This is a genomic window from Streptomyces ochraceiscleroticus, from assembly GCF_000720485.1.
GTDB classification, from domain to species: domain Bacteria; phylum Actinomycetota; class Actinomycetes; order Streptomycetales; family Streptomycetaceae; genus Streptomyces; species Streptomyces ochraceiscleroticus.
The window spans coordinates 1-24,715 of the sequence record NZ_JOAX01000032.1; the positions used below are offsets into that span (position 1 = coordinate 1).

Below are 24,715 nucleotides of genomic sequence, written 5' to 3' on the forward strand. Positions count from 1 at the left end.
ATCCTCACTCGACCCACGCGACTTCGACTGCAGCGTCGACAGCGTCTGCGCTCCCATGTCGAACTTCATCAGGCTCCCCCTGCCGGGCTGGACGGCTGTTTGCGCAGACATCTTCGCAACCCAGGGACATCTCTGCCAACACCGGACACAGTGCTGTGACACAGGCGTGACAGCGGCGCGGGCGCCGGGTGGCGGGGGCCGTGGGTCGTAGCCTTTCCGGTGCCGGGCGCGGGTGCGTCCGCGGAGCGAGGAGGGAGCCGGCAATGGCTGAGCGACCGGAGCGGCTGGTGGTCGTCGGCGGGGACGCGACGGGGATGTCCGCCGCCTCCCAGGCCCGCAGGCTGCGCAAGCCCGAGGAGCTGGAGATCGTCGCTTTCGAGCGCGGGCACTTCACGTCGTACTCGGCCTGCGGCATTCCGTACTGGGTGGGCGGGGTGGTGGACGAGCGGGACGCGCTGGTGGCGCGGACGGCCGCGCAGCACCGGGAGCGGGACATCGATCTGCGGATGCGGACGGAGGTCACGGAGCTCGATGTCGAGAAGCGGCGGGTGCGTTCGCGCGATCTCGACACCGGCACGGAGGAGTGGACGGAGTACGACAAGCTCGTGCTCGCGACCGGCGCGACGCCGGTCCGGCCGCCGCTGCCGGGCATCGACGCGCCGGGCGTGCACGGCGTGCAGACCCTGGACGACGGGCAGGCGCTGCTGGACACGCTGGCCCGTACCGAGGGGCGGCGCGCGGTCGTGGTGGGCGCCGGGTACATCGGCGTGGAGATGGCCGAGGCGCTGATCCAGCGCGGGTACGAGGTCACGGTCGTCAACCGCGGCTCGGAGCCGATGTCCACGCTGGACCCGGACATGGGCTGCCTGGTGCACGACGCGATGACCGGACTGGGCATCGAGATGGTCAACGGCGCCGAGGTGACGGAGATCCGCACCGGGGACGACGGCCGGGCCTGTGCGGTGGTGACCCCGGAGAAGGAGTACCCGGCGGACGTGGTGGTGCTCGGGCTGGGCGTACGGCCGGAGACCACGCTCGCCGAGGCGGCCGGGCTGCCGCTGGGCGCGTCCGGCGGGATCCTCACCGACCTCGCGATGCGAGTGCGCGGTTACGAGGACATCTGGGCGGGCGGCGACTGTGTGGAGGTGCTGGACCTCGTCTCCGGGCGGGACCGGCACATCGCGCTCGGGACCCACGCCAACAAGCACGGCCAGGTCATCGGCTCGGGCGTGGGCGGCGGTTACGCGACCTTCCCCGGCGTGGTCGGCACGGCGGTCAGCAAGGTCTGCGACCTGGAAATCGCGCGTACCGGGCTGCGCGAGAAGGACGCGCGGGCGGTGGGGCTGCAGTACGTGGCCGTCACGATCGAGTCGACGAGCCGGGTGGGGTACTTCCCGAACGCCGCGCCGATGACGGTGAAGATGCTCGCCGAGCGGCTCTCGGGGCGGCTGCTGGGCATGCAGATCGTCGGGCGGGAGGGCGCGGCGAAGCGGGTGGACATCGCGGCGGTGGCGCTGACGGCCAAGATGACGGTCGAACAGATGACGGCGCTCGACCTGGGGTATGCGCCGCCGTTCTCACCGGTCTGGGACCCCGTACTGGTCGCGGCGCGCAAGGCCGTACAGGCGGTACGGGCGGACGCCGCGCCGCAGTAGAGGAGCCGGGGCGCCCGCCGTGCGGCCGACGCCCCGCCGCGCCTCAGCGCGCCGTCTGCTCGTGGACGTACTCGACCAGGCGGGTCAGCGCCTCGGGCTCGGTGTTCGGGAGCACGCCGTGGCCGAGGTTGAAGATGTGCCCCTCCAGCCCGGCGGCGGCGTCCAGTACCTCGCGGGCCTTGGTCTCCACCGCCTCGCGCGGGGCGAAGAGCACGGCCGGGTCGATGTTGCCCTGGATCGCCTTGCCGGGGCCGACCCGGCGCGCTGCCTCGTCCAGCGGCACCCGCCAGTCGGCGCCCACGACGTCCGCGCCCGCCTCGCCCATGAGGCCGAGGAGCTCGCCCGTGCCGACGCCGAAGTGGATACGCGGTACGCCGTACCCCGCGACCGCCTCGAAGACCTTCGCGGAGGCCGGCATGACCGAGCGGCGGTAGTCGGCCGGGGCGAGCGCGCCGACCCAGGAGTCGAAGAGCTGCACGGCGCTGGCGCCGGCCTCGATCTGCACCTTCAGGAAGGCCGCGGTGATCTCGGCGAGGCGGTCCAGCAGGTCGGCCCAGAGCTGCGGGTCGCCGTACATGAGCGCCTTGGTGTGCTCGTGGTTGCGGGACGGGCCGCCCTCGACGAGGTAGCTGGCGAGGGTGAAGGGCGCGCCCGCGAAGCCGATGAGCGGGGTGGAGCCCAGCTCGCCGACGAGCATGCGGACCGCTTCGGTGACGTACGAGACGTCCTCGGGCGTGAGGTCGCGCAGCCGCTCCAGGTCGGCGCGGCTGCGGATCGGCCGCTCGACGACCGGACCGACGCCGGGCTTGATGTCCAGGTCGATGCCGATGGCCTTGAGCGGGACGACGATGTCGCTGAAGTAGATCGCCGCGTCCACGTTGTGCCGGCGGACCGGCTGCAACGTGATCTCGGTGACCAGCTCGGGCCGCATGCAGGAGTCGAGCATCGCGATGCCCTCGCGGACCTTGCGGTACTCCGGCAGTGAGCGCCCGGCCTGGCGCATGAACCACACCGGCGTGTGCGGGACCGGCTCCCGGCGGCACGCCTTGAGGAACGCGGAGTCCCGCGCGCTCTCCGGCGCGAAGGAGGCGGTCGGCTGCTGGCCCGTCATCGGGGTCTCCCCTGCTCGGTCGGAAGCTCGTTCGGAGTGGAGAGCGTGGGAAACGTCGTCGGCACTCACGCACCGAATCTTCGCACGTGCCGTGGGACACCTCCGAACGGGCGACCCGCCCACCGGGTGTCCTCCGCATATGAACACGGCATTGCGCCTAACCTTCCCAGCATGGCAGCGGCTCAGGAACACCTCGCGGACAGCGCGGACGAGACCCCGATCGCCTTCCGTCAGGCGGTCGAGGCCCTCCATGCGGCCCGGTTGCGATCCGAGATCGAGATCGCGCCGATGCCCGCGCCCAAACGGCTCGCGCCGTTCGCGCACGCGCTGGAGGCAACGGTGGTCGAGCGGGACGCGGAGGGCGATACGGATCTGGCCGACGGGCGGCTCGTACTACTGCACGACCCGGCCGGGCACGACGCGTGGCACGGCACCTTCCGGGTGGTGACGCTGGCCCGCGCGGAGCTGGAGCCGGAGCTGGCCACCGATCCGCTGTTGCCGGACGTGTGCTGGTCCTGGCTGACCGGGGCACTGGAGGCGCGTGGCGTGCCGTACGGCGAGCCGAGCGGCACGGTCACGCGTGCGGGCTCGTACTACTTCGGCGGCATCGGCGACCGGCCGCCGGACACCCAGCTCGAACTGCGGGCTTCCTGGACGCCGGCCGAGGGGCCGCGCGGGGTGCGGGACATCGGGGCGCACCTGACGGCCTGGTGCGATCTGCTGTGCCAGGTGGCGGGGCTGCCGCCGGCGCCGGTGGAGCCGTCGGGGCGGGGCGGCGTCGTGCCGCTGCCGCAGCGGCGGGGACCGCAGCTTCGCTGATCTCGTTTTCTTCTGTTGGTACAGGGACCCTGAAACCGTGCGGGCCGCCCCCTCCGAAGGGGCGGCCCGCGCGGCGTTCGCGTGCCGTCCCGACCTCGATCACCCATCCGATTTGCCCGAATTGCCCAAACTAAATCGTGATCAAACTCTAAAGTCCGGCCGGATTACTGCCGAAGAGGTCTATGACCCTTCAAACACGGGAGCACTCCGGCTCACTCCCCTGAAGCCGGCTTCCGTCCCCGCCACTCCCCAGGAGGCCCGGTGTCTGTTCTCCTCGAGCAACCTTCGAGCCTGGTCGCCTACCGCCCGAACAAGCCGACGGCCATGGTCGTCGTGGCCGACCCGCGCGTCCGCTCCACCGTCACCCGCCACCTGTGGGCCCTCGGAGTACGCGACGTGATCGAGGCGTCGTCCATCGCGGAGGCCCGCCCCCGCGTCGGCAACCCGCGCGACATCTGCGTGGCCGACGTCCATCTTCCCGACGGCTCCGGCCTCACCCTGCTGTCCGAGACCCGGGCGGCCGGCTGGCCCAACGGCCTCGCGCTCTCCGCCGCCGACGACATCGGCGCGGTGCGCAATGCCCTCGCCGGCGGCGTCAAGGGCTACGTCGTCACCGGTACCCGTACCAACCTCGGCATCCCGGGCCGTCCCGGCGCCGCCCCCATCGGCGCGGGCGCGGCCCGCATGCACCGCCGCCCGCCCGGCGCCCCCGGCCACCCCGGCGGCTACCGCGAGCTCTCGGGGCGCGAGGTCGAGGTCCTGAGACTGGTCGCCGAAGGCCAGTCGAACAAGGCCATCGGCGTCTCGATGGGACTCTCGGCCCTCACGGTCAAGAGCCACCTCGCCCGCATCGCTCGCAAACTCGGCACGGGCGACCGGGCCGGCATGGTCGCCGTCGCGCTGCGTACCGGGATCATCCACTGAGCGCCGGGACCGCCCGTTGAGGCCGCCCGGCCGCCCGCCCGCCCCATCCATCGAGCCTTTACACCGGCACAGCGTCCGTCGAGGGAACGTTCCCTCGGCGGACGTGGTGCATACACCGATACCCTTGACTGGTGACCGACGCCCAAAAGACCGCAGAAGACTCGACACTGCGAACCCCCGGGGACGCAACGGAAGACCCCCGGCCGGCGCCGGTTCCGCTTCTCGAACCCCGCGAGGGCATCCCGCCCGTGACCGCGACCGACGAGGACCTCGCGCAGGTCGTCGCGGCCTTCGCCGCAGGCAGCGGCCCGGTCGCCGTGGACGCCGAGCGGGCCTCCGGGTACCGCTACGGCCAGCGCGCCTACCTGGTGCAGCTACGCCGTGAAGGGGCCGGCAGTGTCCTGATCGACCCGGTCGCCTGCCCCGATCTGAGCGCGCTGGGCGAGGCCATCGCCGACGCCGAGTGGGTGCTGCACGCGGCGACCCAGGACCTGCCCTGCCTGCGCGACATAGGGATGCTTCCCGCCTCGCTCTTCGACACCGAGCTGGCCGGACGGCTGGCCGGCTTCGCCCGCGTCGGCCTCGGCGCGATGGTGGAGAACGTCCTCGGCTACGCGCTGGAGAAGGGCCACTCCGCGGTGGACTGGTCCACCCGCCCGCTGCCCGAGCCCTGGCTCCGGTATGCGGCGCTGGACGTGGAGCTGCTGGTCGACCTGCGGGACGCGCTGGAGGAGGAGCTGGACCGGCAGGGGAAGCTGGACTGGGCCCGGCAGGAGTTCGCGGCAATCGCCGCTGCCCCGCCGGCGCCGCCCCGCAAGGACCCCTGGCGCCGCACGTCCGGCATGCACAAGGTGCGGCGACGGCGGCAGATGGCGGTCGTACGGGAGCTGTGGACGGCCCGCGACCGGGTCGCGCAGAAGCGCGACGTCTCGCCGGGCAAGGTGCTGGGGGACGCGGCGATCGTGGAGGCCGCGCTGAACGTCCCGCCGAACGCGCACGCGCTCGCCGCGCTGCCCGGCTTCGGGCACCGCATGGGCCGCCGGCAGCTCGAGCAGTGGCAGGCGGCGATCGACCGGGCGCGGGCGCTGCCCGAGTCCGAGCTGCCGCAGCCCGGCCAGCCGCTGAACGGTCCTCCGCCGCCGCGGGCCTGGGCCGACAAGGACCCGGCGGCCGCTGCCCGGCTGTCCGCGGCCCGTACGGCGGTGACGGCGCTCGCCGAGGAGCTGCGTCTGCCGCAGGAGAACCTGATCACGCCGGACACGGTGCGGAGGGTTTGCTGGGAGCCCCCGGAGCCGGCTGCGTCGGCGGTTTCCGAGGCGCTGGCCGGGTACGGGGCTCGGCCCTGGCAGGTCGAGCTGGTGACCCCCCTGCTGGTGGAGGCGCTGAGTACCTCGGCTGCGGGCTGACGCCTGCCGGGCGTCTTTGTCCTCAAACGCCGGACGGGCTGGATTTTGCCGGGATGGGCTGGATTTTGCGGGCCTGGATCTTGCCGGGCCTGGATCTTGCCGGGCGGGAAAGCCGCCGGACGGGCCGGTGGTGTGCCGGCCCGTCCGGCGTTTTCGCCCCGACGGGCTTGAATTCGCTCAGTCCGTGTCGACGTGGGTGCGGAGCACCTTCTTGTCGGCCGCGTCGATGTCGTACGTCGTCTTGTTCCAGTCGCTCTCGGTGACGACATCGACGGACCAGATCTCCTTGCCCTGGTCGTTGTCGTCCAGCTCGATCGAGCTGACCGTGCCCTTCTTCTTGCCGGTGGCCACCTGGGCCGCCTCCTGGGCGGTGACCTTGGCCTTCTTCAGCCAGCCGGCGAGCTTCGCCTTGTCGTCGCTGTCCTCGTCGCTGTCGGCCCGGGGCTTGGCCGCCTTCCCGGAGACCGCGTCGACGGTGACCATGCTCTTGGTGCCGTCGGTGGTGGCGACCTCGGTCTCCCAGACCGGCTTGCCGCCCGTCCCGCGCTTCAGCTCGGCCTTGACCGGCTTGGAGCCGGACACGGCGCCGGTGGCGGCCGACAGCGCCTTGTCATAGGTGATCTTCGCCTTCGGGATGAGGGCCTTGCGCTGGGTCTGGTCCTCGGTGAGCTTGCCGCTCCCGCTCGGCGAGGCGGCGGCGGACTTGCCGCCGCCGGACTCCGACGGGGACGAGGAACTGCCCCCGCCGCCCTTGTCGTCGCCGCAGCCGGTGACCAGAGCGCCCGCCACGGCCACGGCACACACCAGACCGGCCGCGCGCAGCCGCGCCGTGCGATTCCCGTACGCGAGCGTTCCGCTTCGCTTCGTATCCATGGGGGCAGAGTAGGGGCGGTACGTCCCCTTACGTCCGCGACGCAGCGAAGACCGGCCGAAGCCACCCGAATCGCGCCAAGCCCCAGGACACCTCCCGAGTAGCAGGAGGTGAATGTGACGTTCGCCGCTCCGGCCGAGGGGGCTGGGCAGGTTGGTTACCCGCAAGTAGCATGACGGTGGGCAGCGCGCCATGAGTGCGCCCCGCAGCAGTGCCACCCCGCACCTGGAGGAGAGCCAACGTGCCTCGTACCGCTAGGGACGTCGTCTTCGTCGACGGCGTCCGCACCCCGTTCGGCAAGGCGGGCCCGAAGGGCATCTACCACGAGACCCGCGCCGACGACCTGGTCGTCAAGTGCATCCGGGAGCTGCTGCGCCGCAACCCGGATCTGGATCCGGCCCGCATCGACGAGGTCGCGCTCGCCGCGACGACCCAGATCGGTGACCAGGGCCTGACCCTGGGCCGTACCGCCGGAATTCTGGCCGGTCTGCCGCAGTCCGTACCCGGCTTCTCGATCGACCGGATGTGTGCGGGTGCGATGACCGCCGTGACGTCCATCGCGGGCGGCGTGTCCTTCGGCGCGTACGACATCGCCCTGGCCGGCGGCGTCGAGCACATGGGCCGCCACCCCATGGGCGAGGGCGTCGACCCGAACCCGCGGTTCGTCAGCGAGAAGCTGGTCGACCAGTCCGCCCTCTTCATGGGCATGACGGCGGAGAACCTGCACGACCGCCTGCCGCACATCACCAAGCAGCGCGCCGACGAGTACGCCGTGCGCAGCCAGGAGAAGGCCGCCAAGGCGTACGCGGACGGGAAGATCCAGGCCGACCTGGTGCCCGTCTCGGTCCGCCGCACCAACGCCGAGGCCGGCGAGACCGGTTGGGGCCTGGCCACGGCCGACGAGCCGATGCGTCCGGGCACGACCCTGGAGAACCTGGCGAGCCTGAAGACCCCGTTCCGCCCGCACGGCCGGGTGACGGCCGGTAACGCGGCCGGTCTGAACGACGGTGCCACCGCCTCGCTGATCGCCGCTGAAGACGTGGCGCGCGAGCTGGGCCTGCCGGTCAAGATGCGCCTGGTGGACTACGCGTTCGCCGGTGTCGAGCCGGAGGTCATGGGCATCGGCCCGGTCCCGGCGACCGAGAAGGCGCTGGCCAAGGCCGGTCTGACGATCGATGACATCGGTCTCTTCGAGATCAATGAGGCGTTCGCCGTTCAGGTGCTGTCGCTTCTTGACCACTACGGCATCGCCGATGACGACCCGCGCGTGAACCAGTACGGCGGCGCCATCGCGTTCGGCCACCCGCTGGCCTCCTCCGGTGTGCGTCTGATGACGCAGCTCGCGCGGCAGTTCGAGGAGCAGCCGCACGTCCGCTACGGCATCACCACCATGTGTGTCGGCTTCGGCATGGGTGGCACCGTGATCTGGGAGAACCCGCACTTCGAGGGGAACAAGTGACTACTACCGCAGAGCTTCTGAAGGGCGCGGCCGAGCTCTTCCCCGACGAGGTCGTGACCCAGGCGCACGTACGCCACCTCGACCTCCCGCAGGGCGCGGGCCGCTTCGCGCTCATCACGCTGGACAACGGCTTCGACCACACCAAGCCGACCACCTTCGGGCCCCAGTCGCTGGCGAACCTCAACGTCGCCATCGACCAGGTCGAGAAGGAGGCCGCGGACGGCGAGATCGTCGGCGTCGGCATCACCGGCAAGCCGTTCATCTTCGCCGTCGGCGCCGACCTCAAGGGCGTCGAGCTGCTGAAGAAGCACGAGGACGCGCTCGCCATCGGCAAGGGCGGCCACGACGTCTTCAAGCGGCTGTCCGCGCTCGCCGTACCGACCTTCGCGTACTACAACGGCGCGGCCATGGGCGGCGGCGTCGAGGTCGGTCTGCACTGCAGCTACCGGACCGTGTCGAAGGCCGTGCCGGCCTTCTCGCTGCCCGAGGTCTTCCTCGGCCTGGTGCCCGGCTGGGGCGGCTGCGTGCTGCTGCCGAACCTGATCGGCGCCGACCGTGCCGTGAGCGTCATCATCGAGAACTCGCTCAACCAGAACAAGCAGCTCAAGGGCCAGCAGATCTACGACCTGGGGATCGCCGACGCGCTCTTCGAGGGCGCGGACTTCCTGGAGCAGTCGCTGATCTGGACCGCGTCCGTCCTCAAGGGCGAGACCGAGGTCGTACGGGCCGAGCTGGACCGCGGCGACGCCTGGGACCAGGCCGTGGCGCGCGGCAAGGCCATCGCCGACGGCAAGGTGCACGGCGCCGCCCCGGCCGCGTACCGCGCGCTGGACATCATCGCCAAGGCCAAGAACGGCGACCTGCGCCAGGGCTTCGACGCCGAGGACCAGGCCCTCGCGGACCTGATCATGGGCGGCGAGCTGCGCAGCGGCATCTACTCGTTCAACCTGGTGCAGAAGCGCGCCAAGCGCCCGGCCGGTGCGCCGGACAAGAAGCTGGCCCGCCCGGTCACCAAGGTCGGCGTGGTCGGCGCGGGCCTGATGGCCTCTCAGCTCGCGCTGCTCTTCGCGCGCCGCCTGGAGGTGCCGGTCGTCCTGACCGACATCGACCAGGCCCGGATCGACAAGGGCGTCGAGTACGTCCACGGCGAGATCGACAAGCTGCTGCTCAAGGGCCGCGTCAACCAGGACAAGGCGAACCGCCTCAAGGGCCTGGTCACCGGCGTCCTGGACAAGGCGGACGGCTTCGCGGACGCGGACTTCATCATCGAGGCCGTGTTCGAGGAGATGGGCGTCAAGCAGCAGGTGTTCGCGGAGGTCGAGGCGGTCGCCCCGGCGCACGCCATCCTCGCGACCAACACCTCCTCGCTCTCCGTCTCGGAGATGGCGTCGAAGCTCAAGCACCCCGAGCGGGTCGTGGGCTTCCACTTCTTCAACCCGGTCGCGATCCTGCCGCTGCTGGAGATCGTGCGCGGTGAGAAGACCGACGACGCGTCGCTGGCGACGGCCTTCTCGGTCGCCAAGTCGCTGAAGAAGACGGCCGTCCTGTGCAAGGACGCGCCCGCCTTCGTCGTGAACCGCATCCTGACCCGCTTCATGGGCGAGATCCAGAACGTCATCGACGAGGGCACCCCGGTCGCCGTCGCCGAGAAGGCGGTCGAGCCGCTCGGCCTGCCGATGTCGCCGCTGGTCCTGCTGGAGCTGGTCGGCCCGGCCATCGGCCTGCACGTCTCGGAGACCCTGAACCGCGCCTTCCCGGAGCGCTTCAAGGTCTCGCCGAACCTGAAGGCCGTCGTGGACGCCGGCAAGCGCGGCTTCTACGTGTACGACTCGGGCGCGCCCGAGCTGGACCCGGAGGTCGCGGCCCTCCTCCAGCAGGGCGACACCGTCCTCACCGAGGAGCAGACCCGCGACCGCGTCCTGGACGCCGTCGCGCAGGAGATCGGCCTGATGCTGGACGAGGGCGTCGTCGCTGAGGCGCAGGACATCGACCTGTGCCTGATCACCGGCGCGGGCTGGCCCTTCCACCTGGGCGGCATCACGCCGTACCTGGACCGTGCGGGCGTCTCCGAGCGCGTGAACGGCAAGAAGTTCCTGGCCCCGGGCGTCGCGAGCGTGCCCGCGTAACGCGGCCGCACACGCCCCCACGGGCGAACTGCCCCGGCACCATCCCTCAGTGGTGCCGGGGCAGTTCTGTGTGCGCGGGGGCGTTAGCGAGACGTTAGCCGTACGGCGGTGGATCACCAGCAGCGGACGGAAGTCTTGTTCTCACGCACCGGACACCACGTCGAGAACAGAGAACGGGGACGAACATGCTGCACCGCACCACCCTCCGCCACGTCCGCAAGGCCGCCGCCGCCATGGTGATCACCGTCGCCGCGCTCGGCCTCACGGCCTGCCAGGAGAGCGGCGCCGACGCCTCGTCCGCCCCCTCGGCCTCGGCCTCGTCTCCCTCCGCGCACGCCACGCAGTCCCCCACTGCCACGGACACCGCCACGGACAAGACCTCCCGGAGCGCCACCGAGGGCACACCGTCGGCCACCGCCACGAAGTCCGACGCGCGGTGCACGGACCAGATCGACTACGCGGGCGACCCGAGGCCCAACGCCGAGATCAACTCCATCGGTGCGGAGACCGGCCACTGCCCGGCGCCGCAGAAGGGCAGCACGCCGTCGGGTACTCCCAAGAAGCCCGACGTGAGCTGCACCAACCAGATCAACTACGCGGACGACTCCCGGTCCAACGCCGAGATCAACACCATCGGCGAGAAGACCGGCTACTGCCCTCCGGTGCAGCACCGGTGAGCTGAGGGCGGCCGTGAGGCCGCCCCGCCGTCATTCGGCCTCGTGGGGCGCCACGATGGCCTCCAGGGCCTCCGTGACCCATTCCTCGGTGGCCTCCTTGGTGATGCCCAGGCCGGTCAGTACGCCCTCGCCGTCCTCCTGTTCCAGCAGGGCGAGCAGCACGTGCTCGGTGCCGATGTAGTTGTGACCGAGGCGCAGGGCCTCGCGGAAGGTCAGCTCCAGGGCCTTCTTGGCCGCGGCGTCGAACGGGATGAGGGCGGGGACGTCGCCGCCCGTGGCCGGCGGCAGGGCGGCGGTGACGGCCTCGCGCAGGGCCTCGGGCGTGGTGCCCTGGGCGGCGATCGCCTTCATGGCGAGCCCCTCGGGCTCGGCGAGGAGGCCGAGAATCAGGTGGCCGGTCCGGATCTCGGTGTGGCCTGCTGCCTTCGTCTCGTTCTGGGAGGTGACGACGACGTTGCGGGCGCGCGGCGTAAAGCGGCCAAAGCCCTCGTTCGGGTCGAGGTCCGAGGTAGCGGGGCCCTTCGGGACGAAGCGCTTCTGGGCGGCCTGCTTGGTGACGCCCATGCTCTTGCCGATGTCCGTCCAGGACGCGCCGGAGCGGCGGGCCTGGTCCACGAAGTGCCCGATCAGGTGGTCGGCCACGTCGCCGAGGTGGTCGGCGGCCAGTACCGCGTCGGTGAGCTGGTCGAGGGCGTCGGTGTGCACCTTCTTGATGGCGTCGATCAGGTCGTCGAGGCGCACCGGGTGCGTGCTGCGTACGGGTTCCACGGAATCTGCCATGCGTCAACGGTAGGTTGACGATGGTGCGAGCGTCAACCCCAGGTTGTCGATTCGCGGAAGTCGATCTCCAGGGCGTCCGTGGAGTGCCACGATGAATGCATGACAGCGACAACGACCCTCATCGTCGACGGCGCGAACGTCGTCGGCTCGGTGCCCGACGGTTGGTGGCACGACCGGCGGGGCGCGGCCGAGCGGCTGCGCGACGGCCTCGTGGCGTACGGCGAGAGCGGGCTGCCCGGCCTCGCGGATCCGCCGGTGGAGCTGGTGCTCGTCGTGGAGGGCGCGGCGCGCGGGGTGGCCAGCGTCGACGGCGTACGGGTCGAGTCGGCCGACGGCAGCGGCGACGACCGCATCGTCGAACTGGTCGCGGCCCGGCCCGAGGGGCGGCCGTGCGTGGTCGTGACGGCCGACCGGGGGCTGCGGGCGCGGGTGGAGGCGCTGGGCGCCCGGGTGACGGGCCCCCGTACCGTACGCCCGGCCGGCACCGGCGGCCGCCGGGCGTACGGCAGATGAGGAGCCGTCAGCCGCGGCGCCCCATCCGGCTGTGCGACCGCCCGTACACGAAGTAGAAGGCGAGTCCGACGACCATCCAGATCGCGAACCGCAGCCAGGTCTCCGCCGTCAGATTGACCATCAGCCACAGGGACGCCAGCACCGACAGCACCGGCACCAGCGGCACCAGCGGGGTGCGGAAGGAACGCGGCAGGTCGGGGCGGGTGCGGCGCAGAATGATCACGCCCAGGGCCACCACGACGAAGGCGAACAGGGTGCCGATGTTGACCAGCTCGGCCAGCACGTCGATGGAGGTGAACCCGGCCACCACGGCGACCACCACGCCGAGCGCGATCGTGGACCGGTAGGGCGTACCGAAGCGCGGGTGGACCGTGGAGAACACCCGGGGCAGCAGCCCGTCGCGGCTCATCGCGAAGAAGACCCGGCTCTGGCCGAGCAGCAGGATCATGCTGACCGAGGTGAGGCCGACGGCCGCGCCGAAGCTGATCAGTCCGGCCCAGAAGGGGTGTCCGATGTCCTTGAAGGCGTCGGCGAGCGGCGCGTCCGTGGACAGCTTGCTGTACTTCTGCATGCCGGTGACGACGATGGACACGGCGACGTAGAGGACCGTGCAGATGATCAGCGAGCCGAGGATGCCGCGCGGCACGTCGCGCTGCGGATTGCGGGCCTCCTCGGCGGCGGTGGCGACGATGTCGAAGCCGATGAAGGCGAAGAAGACCACGGCGGCGGCCGCGAAGACGCCCATCGCCCCGAAACTCGCCGGGGTGAAGCCGAACATGAGCTGGACCAGCGGCGCCTGCCAGCCGCTGCCGCCCTCGCTGGGCACGGACTCCGGTACGAACGGCTCGTAGTTCGAGCCGTTGATGAAGAACGCGCCGACCGCGATGACGATCAGTACGACGGTGACCTTGACGCCCACGACCACCGCGGTCACCCGCGAGGACAGCTTCATGCCCGCGACCAGAATGGCCGTCAGGACGAGCACGAGGAGGCAGGCCAGCAGGTCGAAGCCGAACTGCCCCTCGTGGGTACCGGAGAGGCCCTGCGGGAGCTGTACGCCCGCGGAGTCCAGCAGCGAGCGGATGTAACCGGACCAGCCCACGGACACCACGGCACAGGCCAGCGCCAGCTCCAGGACCAGGTCCCAGCCGATGATCCAGGCGGGGAACTCGCCCAGCGAGGCGTAGGAGAAGGTGTACGCGGAGCCGGCGACCGGGACGGTGGAGGCGAACTCGGCGTAGCAGAGGGCGGCCAGCGCGCAGACCACACCGGCGACGATGAAGGAGAGCGCGACCGCCGGGCCCGCCGTCTCCTTGGCGATCTTGCCGGTGAGGACGAAGATGCCGGTGCCGATGATCACCCCGACGCCGAAGACCGTGAGATCCAGCGCGGACAGTGACTTCTTGAGCGCGTGCTCGGGCTCCTCGGTGTCGCGGATCGACTCCTCGACCGTCTTGGTACGGAAAAGGCCGCGGCGGCGGCCCTCCTGCTCCGGCAACGAACTGCTCATGGGCGAACCTCCGGGCGACCGTCTATGAATCCCCAACTGACCGAGTCTCGGCAATAGCGGGGAACAGACACTGACGGCGTGCCCGAAGGCGCCACAGATCACTCGATATGCGGAGGGACCGGCACGCACCCGGAGGAGTGCGAACCGGTCCCGTCCGGCGTCGTACCGGTCAGTCCTGGGCGACCTGGGCCGGCTCGGCGGCCGACGCGTCCTCGGTGTCCTCGTAGCGGCCGTCGATCTTCGCGACCAGGCCGGTGACCTGGCGGGCGATGTCCGGCGCGGTGAGACCGATCTCCGCCATGATCTCCTTGCGCGACGCGTGGTCGAGGAACTTCTCCGGGATGCCGAAGTCGCGCAACGGCACGTCCACGCCCGCGTCCCGCAGCGCCTGCGCGACCGCGGAACCGACGCCGCCGGAGCGGATGTTGTCCTCGACCGTGACCACGACGCGGTGCCGGTCGGCCAGGCCCGGCAGGGCCTCGTCGACCGGCTTGACCCAGCGCGGGTCGACGACGGTCGTGGAGATGCCCTGCTTGTCCAGCAGGTCGGCGATCTCCAGGCACATCGGGGCGAGCGCGCCGACGGAGACGAGCAGCACGTCGGGCTTCTTGACGCCCTCGGCCGGCGCGCGCAGCACGTCCATGCCGCCGATCCGGCCCACGGCCTCGACGGCCGGGCCGACCGCGCCCTTGGAGTAGCGCACCACGGTCGGCGCGTCGTCGACCTCGACGGCCTCGCGCAGCTGGGCGCGTACCTGGTCGGCGTCGCGCGGCGCGGCGATCCGCAGGCCGGGGACGACCTGCAGCAGCGACATGTCCCACATGCCGTTGTGCGAGGCGCCGTCGGTACCGGTGACACCCGAGCGGTCCAGGACGAAGGTGACGCCGCACTTGTGCAGCGCCACGTCCATCAGGACCTGGTCGAAGGCGCGGTTGAGGAACGTCGCGTACAGCGCGAAGACCGGGTGCAGGCCGCCGGTCGCCAGGCCGGCGGCGGAGACCGCGCCGTGCTGCTCGGCGATGCCCACGTCGTAGATCCGCTCGGGGAACGCCTCGGCGAACTTCTTCAGGCCGACCGGCTGCAGCATCGCCGCGGTGATCGCGACGATGTCCTTGCGCTCGCGGCCGAGCTTGACCATCTCCTCGCCGAACACCGAGGTCCAGTCGGCGCCGCCGGACGACACCGGCAGACCGGTGTCGGGGTGGATGACGCCGATGCCGTGGAAGCGGTCGGCCTCGTCCTGCTCGGCGGGCTTGTAGCCGCGGCCCTTCTCGGTGAGGCAGTGCACGATGACCGGGCCGCCGAAGCGCTTCGCGCGCTGCAGCGCGGACTCCAGCGCCTCCATGTCGTGGCCGTCGATCGGGCCGACGTACTTCAGGCCGAGGTCCTCGAACATGCCCTGGGGGGCGACGAGGTCCTTCAGGCCCTTCTTGGCGCCGTGCAGCGCGTCGTAGACCGGCTTCCCGACGACCGGGGTGCGGTCCAGGATCTCCTTGCCGCGGGCGAGGAAGCGCTCGTAACCATCGGTCGTACGGAGGGTGGCGAGGTGATCGGCCAGGCCGCCGATGGTCGGGGAGTAGGAGCGCTCGTTGTCGTTGACGACGATGACCAGCGGGCGGTCCTTGGCGACCGCGATGTTGTTCAGCGCCTCCCAGGCCATGCCGCCGGTGAGCGCGCCGTCACCGATCACCGCGACGACGTGGTCGTCGTTGCCGCGCACCTGGTTGGCCTTGGCCAGCCCGTCGGCCCAGCCGAGCACCGTGGAGGCGTGGCTGTTCTCGATGACGTCGTGCTCGGACTCGGCGCGCGAGGGGTAGCCGGACAGGCCGCCCTTGGCGCGCAGCTTCGAGAAGTCCTGGCGGCCGGTCAGCAGCTTGTGGACGTAGGACTGGTGGCCGGTGTCGAAGAGGACCCGGTCCTGGGGCGAGTGGAAGACGCGGTGCAGGGCGATGGTCAGCTCGACCACGCCGAGGTTCGGGCCGAGGTGTCCGCCGGTCTTGGAGACGGCGTCGACGAGGAACGTCCGGATCTCTCCCGCGAGCTGCTCGAGCTGCTCCGGGCCGAGCCGGTCCAGATCGCGCGGTCCCCTGATACGGGTCAGCAGCGCCACCCGTGCCTCCTTGTGCGTCGAGCTGTTTTCCGGACCTTCGCTACCGGTCCGAGCTGATCGAGCTTGCCGATCAGACGAGTCTAATGTTCCGCGCGCCGCGGCTGCGCGCGGGCCATGCGAGGAATGTCACGCATATGGCCCCTGCCCGCAGGGAACCGGGCAGGGGCCACAGGGCAGGCCGGGCGTGTCAGGTCCGTCCGGCCGTTTTCTGCGTGCGGCGGGAGACCGAGTCGATCACGACGGCGGCCAGCAGGACCGCGCCGGTGATCATGTACTGGATCTCGCTGGCCATGCCCAGCAGGTTCAGGCCCTGCTGGATGGACTGGATGACCAGCATGCCCAGCAGCGCGGACCAGATCTTGCCGCGGCCGCCGAAGAGGCTGGTGCCGCCGATGACCGCGGCGGCGATCACGTTCATCAGCGTGTTGCCCGCGCCGAGGTTCTTCGTGGCGCCGCCGGAGAGGCTGGCGATGAAGAGCCCGCCGAAGGCCGCGAGCATCCCGGAGATCGCGAAGACCGTGATCCGGATCTTGTCGACATTGATACCGGCCCGGCGCGCGGCCTCCGCGTTGCCGCCGACCGCGAAGATCTGCCGGCCGTAGCTCGTACGGCGGACCACGAAGTCGGCGATGACCAGGACGGCCAGGAAGAGCACCAGGGCGAGCGGCAGGCCGCGCGCGCCGGCCGGCTCGTTGAGCACGTACGCGACGACGAAGGCGATCACCGCGACCGCGGCGGTACGCAGGCCCACCTCGCTCAGCGGCCGCGAGGGCAGCCCGGCGGCCTTGCGCCGCCTGGTGTCCATCAGCAGCGAGCCCGCGTACGCCAGGACCGCGACCAGCGCCAGCCCGTACGCCGCCGCCTTGTCCTCGAAGTAGTAGCCCGTGAGGTAGGCGACCACGCTGTCGTCCGGCGTGTTGATGGAGCCTTCCTTGCCCATCATCCAGATCTGCAGGCCGCTCCAGCCGAGGAAGCCGGCCAGGGTGACCACGAAGGCGGGCACGCCGATCTTGGCGAAGAAGAAGCCGTGCAGCGCGCCGATCAGCAGACCGCAGACGACGGCGAGCAGGACGGACAGCCAGTCGTTCAGGCCGTTCGTCACGCTGAGCACGGCCCAGACCGCAGCGCCCACGCCGGCCACCGAGCCGACCGAGAGGTCGATCTCGCCCAGCAGCAGGACGAAGACGATGCCGACGGCCATGATGCCGAGGCCGGAGGTGTAGACGCCGATGTTCGCGAGGGAGCCGGCGGACAGGAAGCTGCTGGTCTGGAGCTGGAAGACGACCGCGATGACGATCAGGCCGAGGACGACCGGGAGCGAGCCCAGCTCGCCGCCGCGCATCCGCCGGGTGAAGTCGGTCCAGTACCCCTTGAAGCCCTGCTCGCGGACGAGCAGCCGGGGGTCGACGACCGCGGCCGGGACGGCACTCTTCTCCACCGGCTGCTCCGGCGTGGCGCCCGCGTCGCTCTTGGTGAGGTCGCTGCTCATGACGCGCCCTGCTCCTTCTTCACCTGGTCCGTGCGGGCCTTGCGGCGCGTGACGGCGTTGTCCGAGGCGCCGGTGATCGCGGCGATGATCTCTTCGTGGGAGGTGTCCGCCACGGGGAAGACGCCGTTGTTGCGGCCGAGGCGCAGCACCGCGACGCGGTCCGCGACGGCCTGTACGTCGGCCATGTTGTGGCTGATCAGGATCACGCCGTGGCCGCGCTCGCGGAGCCGCTCGACGAGGTCGAGGACCTGCGCGGTCTGCTCGACGCCGAGCGCCGCGGTCGGCTCGTCGAGGATGACGACCTTGGGGTCGCCGATCAGCGCGCGGGCGATGGCGACGACCTGGCGCTGGCCGCCGGAGAGCGCCGCGACGGGGATGCGGACGCTGGGGATGCGGATGGACAGGGTGTCCAGCAGCTCCTTGGCGCGCTTCTCCATGGCGATCTCGTCGAGCACGGAGGCGCGGCGCAGCTCGCTGCCGAGGAAGAGGTTGGCGACGACATCGAGGTTGTCGCAGAGCGCGAGGTCCTGGTAGACGGTGGCGACGCCGAGCTCCTGGGCGTCGTGCGGCCGGTTGATGCGGACCGGACGACCCTCCCACTCGATGGTGCCTTCGTCGATGGGATGGACCCCGGCGATGGTCTTGACGAGGGTCGACTTGCCGGCGCCGTTGTCGCCGACCAGGGCGACCACCTCACCGGCTTCGATTTCCAGCGTGACGTCCGTGAGCGCCTGGACGGCGCCGAACCGCTTGGAGACCGAGCGCAACGCCAGCACGGGCGCAGCGGACACGTGAATCATCTCCTTCGCCGCCTGTCGGGCGGGAATGGTGCGTACGAGGCTGCCCGGCGGCCCGCGCCTCTCGTGGGCGCGGGCCGTCCGAGGGGGTTACTTGATGCCGGCTTCCTCGCACGCCTTCTTGTAGTCCGCGGTGCAGAGCTGGCTCGCCTTGTAGACCTTGTCCTTGATGATCGTGTCCTGGATGTCGTCCTTGGTCACGATCTGCGCGTCGTACAGCTTCGCCGGGATGCCCTTGACCTCGCCGCTGAGGCTGTCGACCTTGTCCGGGGTGAGGGAGCCGAGCTTCTCGCCCTTGAGGAGCTTGACCGCGACCTCGGCGGTGGTCTCGGCCTGCGGCTTGATCTGCTTGTAGATGGTGAAGGACTGCTCGCCCTTCAGGATCCGCTGCAGACCGGCCAGCTCGGCGTCCTGGCCGCCGACGGGGACGTCGACGTTCCGCTGCTTCAGCGCGGTGAGGATGCCGCCGGCCATGCCGTCGTTGGCGGAGTAGACGCCCTGGAAGCCGTCCTTGCCGAGCGCGTCGATCGCCGAGTTCATCTTCTTGTTGGCCTCGTCCGGCGACCAGTCCGGGATGTCCTGCTCGTAGACGATCTTCTTGACCTGCTTGTCAAGGACCGTGTGCGCGCCCTTCTTGAAGAAGGGGGCGTTCGGGTCGGTCGGCGAGCCGTTGATCATGACAACGTTGGCGTTCTTGGCGTCGCTGCCCAGGGCCTTGACCAGGCCCTCGCCCTGGAGGCGGCCGATCTTCTCGTTGTCGTAGGACACGTATGCCGAAATGTCGCCCTCGGCGAGGCGGTCGTACGCGACGACCTTTACGCCCTTCTTGGCGGCCTGGTTCACCCAGGACTTGGTCGCCTTGAAGTCGACCGCGTCCAGGATGATGACCTTGACGCCCTGCGTGATCAGCGCGTCGAACTGCTTCTTCTGCGTCTCGGTCTCCTGCGCGGCGTTGTTGTACTTCACCGTGCAGTCCGCGCAGAGCTCCTTGATCTTCGCCTCCATGAAGGGGCGGTCGAAGGTCTCGTAGCGCGTGGTCTTGTTCTCCGGCAGCAAGAGACCGATGGTCTTCTTGTCACCACCGCTGTCGTCACCGCTGCCGGCCTTGCCACAGGCGGCCACGGTCGCGGCCATGGAGACCGCGGTGGTGGCTATGACGACGCGACGCACAAATGCGTTCATGGGGATGGCCCTCCCTGACATGGCCGCGTCCTTGCGGCCGAGGTGCTTGGAGTCAACTCGGCCGCTCGCAGGGCGTCAAGGAGTAAATCCTTAACGAGATGACAACGGTGCCATCCGTTAGCAATGTGAACTCAGAGTGCGCCCCACCAGCGGCGGGGCGCCTCTTTCGCTTCAGACAGTGGCGGGTCGCGGGTCAGGCAATGGCGGGAGCGTCCGCGGCGACCGTGCCGTCCAGCAGCGTGGAGTCCCCCATCTCGCTGAGTACCAGTGCCAGCGCGCCCAGCACCTCGGCCCGGCCGCCCAGCGTGCCCGGTACGACACCGAGCTGACGCGCCGCGCTGGGAATGGCGTACCGCGACACCGACTCGCGGATCGGCGCGAGCACCAGCTCCCCGGCCTCCGCGAGGTCGCCGCCGAGCACCACCCGGCTCGGATTCAGCAGGTTGCACAGGTTCGCCACGCCGCTGCCGATGTGCCGGCCGACGTCCGCGATGACCCGGCGGCAGCCCGGGTCGCCGTCGCGCGCGAGCTGGACGACGCCCGGCATGGTCAGGTCCGGGCCGTGACTCGGCTGGAGGAGCGGCAGCACGTACCGGGCCGAGGCGAAGGTCTCCAGGCAGCCGCGGTTGCCGCAGCGGCACACCGGCCCCGACTCGTCCAGCGTGATGTGCCCGATCTCGCCCGCCGTGCCGCCCGGTCCGCGGTAGATCTGTCCGCTGATCACCAGCCCGGCGCCGACGCCGGTGGCCACCTTGATGTACGCGAGGTCGGCGGCGCCCCGTCCGGCGCCCCACACCAGCTCGCCGAGCGCGCCGAGGTTGGCGTCGTTGTCGACGTGCACCGGCACGCCGAGCCGCTCCGACAGCTCTTCGCCGGGGTTCGTGCCGGACCAGCCCGGCAGGATCGCGGTCGAGCCGAGCGTCCCGGAGACCACGTCGATCGGGCCCGGCACGCCGAGGCCCACCCCGACGACCTTGGACCGGTCGATGCCGGTGGTCTCCACCAGCCGGCTGACGAGCTGCTCGGCCCGGTCGAAGCCCTCGGCGGCCGAGGCGTCCACGTCGATCGGCTCGGACTCCTCGGCGAGCACCTGGTGCGCGAGGTTGCCGACCGCGACCCGCAGGTGGCTGTGGCCGAAGTCGACGCCGACCACGACGCCCGCGTCGCCGGAGAGCGAGACGGAGCGGGCCCGGCGGCCGCCCGCGGAGGTGGGCGTGACCTCGACGGTCCCGCCGTCCTTCAGCTCCCGCACGATGTTGGAGACCGTAGCCGCCGACAGCCCGGTGGTCCGGGCGATCTCCGCCTGGGTGAGCGATCCCGCCATCCGTACGGCACGCACGACCCGCTCAAGATTGGCCCGGTGCAGCGAGGACTGCGACCCCGGAGTCTCCATCGACTCATCCACTCCCGCCTGCCGCGGGCGGCACGACGACCGCCCGCCGGCCGGGCCACAGCAATGGGGCCCGGCTTGTCTCCAACATGTGAATCTAAGCTGAGCCGCCCGGGTCCGCTCCCGTCAAGTCCTCGACCGCTGTGGGGCGGATATCCACGCACGACGGCCGACTCGGTGTGTGGACACACCCCGGGGCCTCCCGTCGCCCGGCGACGGAAGGCCCCATGTCCTGCGCGGGTTGCGCGCCCGCTACTTCACCGCCCCCGCGGTCAGCCCCGCGACCACCTGGCGCTGGAAGACGATGTACGCCGCGAGCACCGGCAGCATCGCGATGGTCAGGCCCGCGAACAGCCCGGACCAGTCGCCCTTGTACCCCTGGCTGACGGCCAGCGCGACCAGGCCCTGGGTCAGCACCTTCTTGTCGGGGTCGCCGACGTTGAGGACCGTGGGCAGCAGGTACTGGTTCCACTGCCCCAGGAAGTTGAAGATGCCGACGCTGATCAGGCCGGGCTTGGCCATCGGCAGCATGACCTGGAAGAACGTCCGCGCGTGCGAGGCGCCGTCGATGAGCGCGGCCTCGGCCACCGAGGACGGCAGCGTGCGGAAGAACCCGCTGAGGAAGAAGACGGTGAACGGCAGCGAATAGGCGATGTAGACCAGGATCAGGCCGTGGTACGTGTCCAGCAGCGCCATGTTCTTCATGACGAAGAACAGCGGCACCAGCGCCAGGATCACCGGGAAGCCCATGCCGCCGACGAACAGGAAGTAGATGAAGCGGTTCCCGGGGAACTCGAAGCGGGCGAGTACGTAGGCGGCCATCGAGCCGAGCAGCATCGTGCCGACCAGCGAACCGCCCACCACGATCAGCGAGTTGCCGAAGTACTGGGCCATGTTGGCCTTTTCCCAGGCCCGCGCCCAGTTCTCGAAGTGCAGCGCGGAGGGCAGTCCCCACGGCGAGCCGAAGATCTCCGAGTCGTCCTTGAAGGAGCTGACCACGGCCCACAGCAGCGGCATGGTGACGAGGACGCCCCAGATGACCAGCACGCCGTGCGAGAAGACGTTCAGGACGCCGCCCTCGCTGCTCTTCTTGCCCCGGCCCGCCCAGCGGCCGGCCGGCGCGAGCGGCTCCGGCGCCGCGCCGCCCGTACCGCCCCCCTGCGCGAGGTCCTGCGGGGAACCCTTCGTGACGCCCTGGAGCTCAGGGGGATCGGTCTGTGCGGTCATCAGAACTCCAGTCGCTCTCGACGGCCCAGCCGCATGACGACGGCCGCGAAGATCAGGGTGACGATGAGCAGCGAGACGCCGATCGCGGTGGCGTAGCCGGCCTGACCGTCACGGAAGGTCTTCTGGTAGACGTACAGCGGCAGTACTTCCGTCGAGTAGTCCGGGCCGCCCGGGCCGACGCTCATGATCTGCACGAACGCGAAGGCCGACACGTCCAGGGCCAGGATTCCCATGTAGATCCAGCCGGTCTGCACGGTGTCCCAGAGCAGCGGCAGGGTGATGCGGAAGAACGTGTTCGCGCGGCCCGCGCCGTCCAGCAGCGCGGCCTCGTAGAAATCCTTGGGAATGGAGCTCATTCCGGCGGAGAAGAGGACCACGTAGAAACCGACGTTGGCCCACACCATGGCGGCCATCACGCACCACAGCGCGAGCTGCGGGTCGCCCAGCCAGTCCGGCTGGACGGAGTCCAGGCCGACCGCGGAGAGCAGCGAATTGATGGCGCCGCTCTCCGGGTTGTACGCGAACTGGAACAGCAGGGCCACGATCGGCACCGACAGCACCTGCGGGAAGAAATAGAGAATCTTGTACGTGCCGGAGCCGCGCACCCCGCCGATGACCGCCTTCTTCGTGCGGCGGCCACCGACGTTGAGCATGAACGCGAAGAACAGCGCCAGCGAAATCGTCACCACCGGCAGCAGCAGAAGCAGGGTCACACTGTTGCCCACCGCGGACCAGAACACGCCGTCCTGGAAGAGCCGTGCGTAGTTGTCGAACCCGACCATCCCGAAATCGGAACTCAGACCCGTCCAGTCCGTGAAGGAGTAGTAAATCGCCTGCACGAACGGGGAGATCACGAAGACCGCGTAGATGGCCAGCGGAAGGATCAGGAACCCGGCGATGAAACGGTATTTACCGTGCTGCATGACGTACGATCCCGTTCTTGTCCTGCGGCGGCTGCCGCTGGTGACACAGCGAATTCGTCGGTCAGCGCTTGTACTTCTTCACGCTGGAGTCCTTGCGGGTCTCGTCCGCGTACTTCTGGATCTTGTTGATGGCCTCGGCCGGGGTCAGCCGGCCGGCCATCATCTCGCCGATGCAGCCGACGCCGATCTTCTCCTTCTGCAGGGCCACGTACCAGTCCTGCAGCCGGGGGTTGAGGACGTTCTTGCCGGCCTTCGCCAGGGCCTGCTGCGCGGACGCCAGGCCCGGCGGCAGGGAAAGTCCCTCGGTACCGCCGTTGAGCGAGGTGAGCGAGGAGACCTGCTTCGTGAAGTTCTTGGAGGACTTCTCGCTGAGCATGATGCGCAGCAGCTCCATGCCGCCCTCGGCGTTCTTCGCCTGCTTGGGCACGATGAACGGCTCGCCGCCGGAGGCCCAGAGGGTGCCGAACGGCATCTTGTCGGAGGAGTTCAGGCTGGACGGAGCGCCCACGGCGAGGTCGAAGTTGCCGGCCGCCTCGATCTGCTTGCCGGACTCGTTCTCCACCCAGGAGCCATTGGGGATGAACAGCGCCTTGCCCTCGGCCCATGCCTTCTGCGACTGCAGGTGGTCAAGGCCGGGGCTGCCCTTGAGGATGTACCCCTTCTTGTACAGCTCGTAGTACGCCTCGAACGCGGCGCGCACCGCCGGGTCCTTCCACGCGCCCGGCTCCAGGTTGTCGATCCGGCGGAGCACCTCGGCGCCGCCGATCTTCGCGATGAAGGGGTACAGGCTGAACGGCACGTAGTACGGGTACTTGCCCGGGTACGTCCAGCCGGCGATGCCCTTCTTCTTCGCCTTCGCGCAGAGCGCGAGCATGTCGTCCCAGTTCTCCGGGTACTCCGCGTCCAGCTTCTTGAGGTTGGTCTTGGAATACCAGACGCCGTAGACCGTGTAGGCGTAGTACAGGGTCCAGATCTCCGAGCCGCCGAACTGGCCCATTTCCACGACGCCGGGGCGCAGCGTGTCGCGCACCTTCTTGCTCGGGTCGTCGATCGAGGGGGCGTCGAGCAGCGGCGTGAGGTCCGTGAGCTGGTCCTTGCCGACCAGGGTGCTGAAATCCATCTGTTCCGCACCGGAGTTGTCGACCAGGTCGGGCGGATTGCCGCCGTTGAAGCGGGGCTGCAGCGTGGACTGGATCTTCTGCGTGGAGGCGTGCTTGATCTTTCCCTTGGTCTTGGGATGGGCGACCGCGTACTGCGCCTCGGCGTCCTTGGCGTATTTGTCGCCGAAGCCGCCGTCGAAGATGACCACGTCCAAAGCCGCGCTCTCATTGACGGCGAGCGGGTTCTTCGCGGACTTGGTGCCCTTGTCGACCTTGTCACCGCCGCCGCTGTCACCACCGCTCGCGCACGAGGCGAGCACGCTCATCGTCGGGACGGCGAACACTCCGAGCGCCACGGACCGCTTGATCAGATCGCGACGGCTGGTTTCTGAGGTGGATCCCATGCTCAAGTCCTCGCCTTCTTCCAGGACTCAGGCGGTGTACCGGAGCCACCCCGGCACCGCGGGTCAGATGAAGCTGAGTTGTACGGGATGTGCACCGGGCGCGCTAGAGATACGCAGGGAAACGTGTGATTCCCCGCTGGTCCCCCGGATCCGGACGGCTCGAAGCGCACAGCCATTCGGACGCCGACAGGTATAGTCCACTTCACGCGAGCGGGGCAAGATCAAATGCAGCTTTTGCCGCC

The 24,715-nt window shown here is 70.1% G+C and carries 20 protein-coding genes; 8 read left to right on the top strand and 12 right to left on the bottom strand.

All coding sequences use genetic code 11. The annotated features are described in order from the left end of the window. The first annotated feature begins 263 nt into the window (after positions 1–263). Positions 264–1,655 (top strand): FAD-dependent oxidoreductase, encoded by a 1,392-nt coding sequence (locus tag IG84_RS0131475; protein ID WP_031064696.1) that lies wholly within the window; start codon positions 264–266, stop codon positions 1,653–1,655. A 43-nt stretch (positions 1,656–1,698) separates the two neighbouring features. Here the strand turns inward: IG84_RS0131475 and hemE are convergent, their stop codons facing one another. Beyond that, entirely contained in the window at positions 1,699–2,766 is a 1,068-nt protein-coding gene (gene hemE, locus IG84_RS0131480) for a uroporphyrinogen decarboxylase (protein WP_031064699.1), read from the bottom strand. Positions 2,767–2,937: 171 nt separating this feature from the next. Between hemE and IG84_RS0131485 the strand changes: the two genes are divergently transcribed. From IG84_RS0131485 to IG84_RS0131495, 3 genes are all read left to right on the top strand, one after another. Continuing rightward, a complete protein-coding gene (locus IG84_RS0131485; RefSeq protein ID WP_031064702.1) occupies positions 2,938–3,585 on the top strand; it encodes a DUF3000 domain-containing protein in 648 nt (215 codons plus the stop codon). A 261-nt stretch (positions 3,586–3,846) separates the two neighbouring features. Then, a complete protein-coding gene (locus IG84_RS0131490) occupies positions 3,847–4,509 on the top strand; it encodes a response regulator transcription factor (protein ID WP_030261220.1) in 663 nt (220 codons plus the stop codon). A gap of 131 nt (positions 4,510–4,640) precedes the next feature. Beyond that, entirely contained in the window at positions 4,641–5,915 is a 1,275-nt protein-coding gene (locus tag IG84_RS0131495) for a ribonuclease D (protein ID WP_078649620.1), read from the top strand. Positions 5,916–6,092: 177 nt separating this feature from the next. Here IG84_RS0131495 and IG84_RS0131500 read toward each other — a convergent pair whose 3' ends face one another. Next, on the bottom strand, positions 6,093–6,788 hold the full coding sequence (locus tag IG84_RS0131500; RefSeq protein WP_063761881.1) for a PepSY domain-containing protein: 696 nt from the start codon (positions 6,786–6,788) through the stop codon (positions 6,093–6,095). A 239-nt stretch (positions 6,789–7,027) separates the two neighbouring features. On the opposite strand from IG84_RS0131500, the gene IG84_RS0131505 reads away from it, so the two are divergent. The 3 genes from IG84_RS0131505 (at position 7,028) to IG84_RS0131515 (ending at position 11,048) form a co-directional block, all read left to right on the top strand. Continuing rightward, entirely contained in the window at positions 7,028–8,245 is a 1,218-nt protein-coding gene (locus tag IG84_RS0131505; protein ID WP_031064712.1) for a thiolase family protein, read from the top strand. Next, positions 8,242–10,371: a 3-hydroxyacyl-CoA dehydrogenase NAD-binding domain-containing protein gene (locus IG84_RS0131510; protein ID WP_031064715.1), complete on the top strand. Its 2,130-nt coding sequence runs from the start codon at positions 8,242–8,244 to the stop codon at positions 10,369–10,371. Before IG84_RS0131505 ends, IG84_RS0131510 begins: the two co-directional genes overlap by 4 nt. Positions 10,372–10,556: 185 nt before the next feature. Then, positions 10,557–11,048 (top strand): hypothetical protein, encoded by a 492-nt coding sequence (locus tag IG84_RS0131515; protein WP_031064718.1) that lies wholly within the window; start codon positions 10,557–10,559, stop codon positions 11,046–11,048. Between the two features lie 30 nt (positions 11,049–11,078). On the opposite strand, the gene IG84_RS0131520 is transcribed toward IG84_RS0131515, so the two are convergent. Further along, positions 11,079–11,828, bottom strand: coding sequence for a Clp protease N-terminal domain-containing protein (locus IG84_RS0131520; protein ID WP_031064721.1), 750 nt, complete (start codon positions 11,826–11,828; stop codon positions 11,079–11,081). A 99-nt stretch (positions 11,829–11,927) separates the two neighbouring features. Here IG84_RS0131520 and IG84_RS0131525 point away from each other — a divergent pair, with 99 nt between their 5' ends. Next, positions 11,928–12,341 (top strand): PIN domain-containing protein, encoded by a 414-nt coding sequence (locus tag IG84_RS0131525; protein ID WP_031064723.1) that lies wholly within the window; start codon positions 11,928–11,930, stop codon positions 12,339–12,341. A 7-nt stretch (positions 12,342–12,348) separates the two neighbouring features. On the opposite strand, the gene IG84_RS0131530 is transcribed toward IG84_RS0131525, so the two are convergent. From IG84_RS0131530 to ngcE, 9 genes are all read right to left on the bottom strand, one after another. Beyond that, entirely contained in the window at positions 12,349–13,851 is a 1,503-nt protein-coding gene (locus IG84_RS0131530; RefSeq protein ID WP_051862675.1) for an amino acid permease, read from the bottom strand. 169 nt (positions 13,852–14,020) lie between these two features. Continuing rightward, positions 14,021–15,961, bottom strand: a complete 1,941-nt coding sequence (dxs, locus tag IG84_RS0131535; RefSeq protein WP_031064731.1) for a 1-deoxy-D-xylulose-5-phosphate synthase — start codon at positions 15,959–15,961, stop codon at positions 14,021–14,023. Positions 15,962–16,148: 187 nt separating this feature from the next. Next, on the bottom strand, positions 16,149–17,450 hold the full coding sequence (locus IG84_RS0131540; RefSeq protein ID WP_031064733.1) for a sugar ABC transporter permease: 1,302 nt from the start codon (positions 17,448–17,450) through the stop codon (positions 16,149–16,151). Next, positions 17,447–18,250 (bottom strand): ATP-binding cassette domain-containing protein, encoded by an 804-nt coding sequence (locus IG84_RS0131545; RefSeq protein ID WP_030261182.1) that lies wholly within the window; start codon positions 18,248–18,250, stop codon positions 17,447–17,449. The genes IG84_RS0131540 and IG84_RS0131545 overlap by 4 nt, the downstream gene beginning before the upstream one ends. An 87-nt stretch (positions 18,251–18,337) precedes the next feature. Further along, positions 18,338–19,429 carry a sugar ABC transporter substrate-binding protein gene (locus IG84_RS0131550; protein WP_031064736.1) on the bottom strand — a complete coding sequence of 364 codons (1,092 nt, stop codon included), beginning with the start codon at positions 19,427–19,429 and terminating at the stop codon, positions 18,338–18,340. Positions 19,430–19,622: 193 nt separating this feature from the next. Continuing rightward, positions 19,623–20,822, bottom strand: a complete 1,200-nt coding sequence (locus tag IG84_RS0131555) for an ROK family transcriptional regulator (RefSeq protein ID WP_031064738.1) — start codon at positions 20,820–20,822, stop codon at positions 19,623–19,625. A 249-nt stretch (positions 20,823–21,071) separates the two neighbouring features. Then, positions 21,072–22,046, bottom strand: coding sequence for a carbohydrate ABC transporter permease (locus IG84_RS0131560; RefSeq protein ID WP_031064741.1), 975 nt, complete (start codon positions 22,044–22,046; stop codon positions 21,072–21,074). Next, positions 22,046–22,969 carry a carbohydrate ABC transporter permease gene (locus IG84_RS0131565; protein ID WP_031064743.1) on the bottom strand — a complete coding sequence of 308 codons (924 nt, stop codon included), beginning with the start codon at positions 22,967–22,969 and terminating at the stop codon, positions 22,046–22,048. The genes IG84_RS0131560 and IG84_RS0131565 overlap by 1 nt, the downstream gene beginning before the upstream one ends. Before the next feature lie 61 nt (positions 22,970–23,030). Next, positions 23,031–24,473, bottom strand: coding sequence for an N-acetylglucosamine/diacetylchitobiose ABC transporter substrate-binding protein (gene ngcE, locus IG84_RS0131570; protein ID WP_031064746.1), 1,443 nt, complete (start codon positions 24,471–24,473; stop codon positions 23,031–23,033). Positions 24,474–24,715 lie beyond the last annotated feature (242 nt).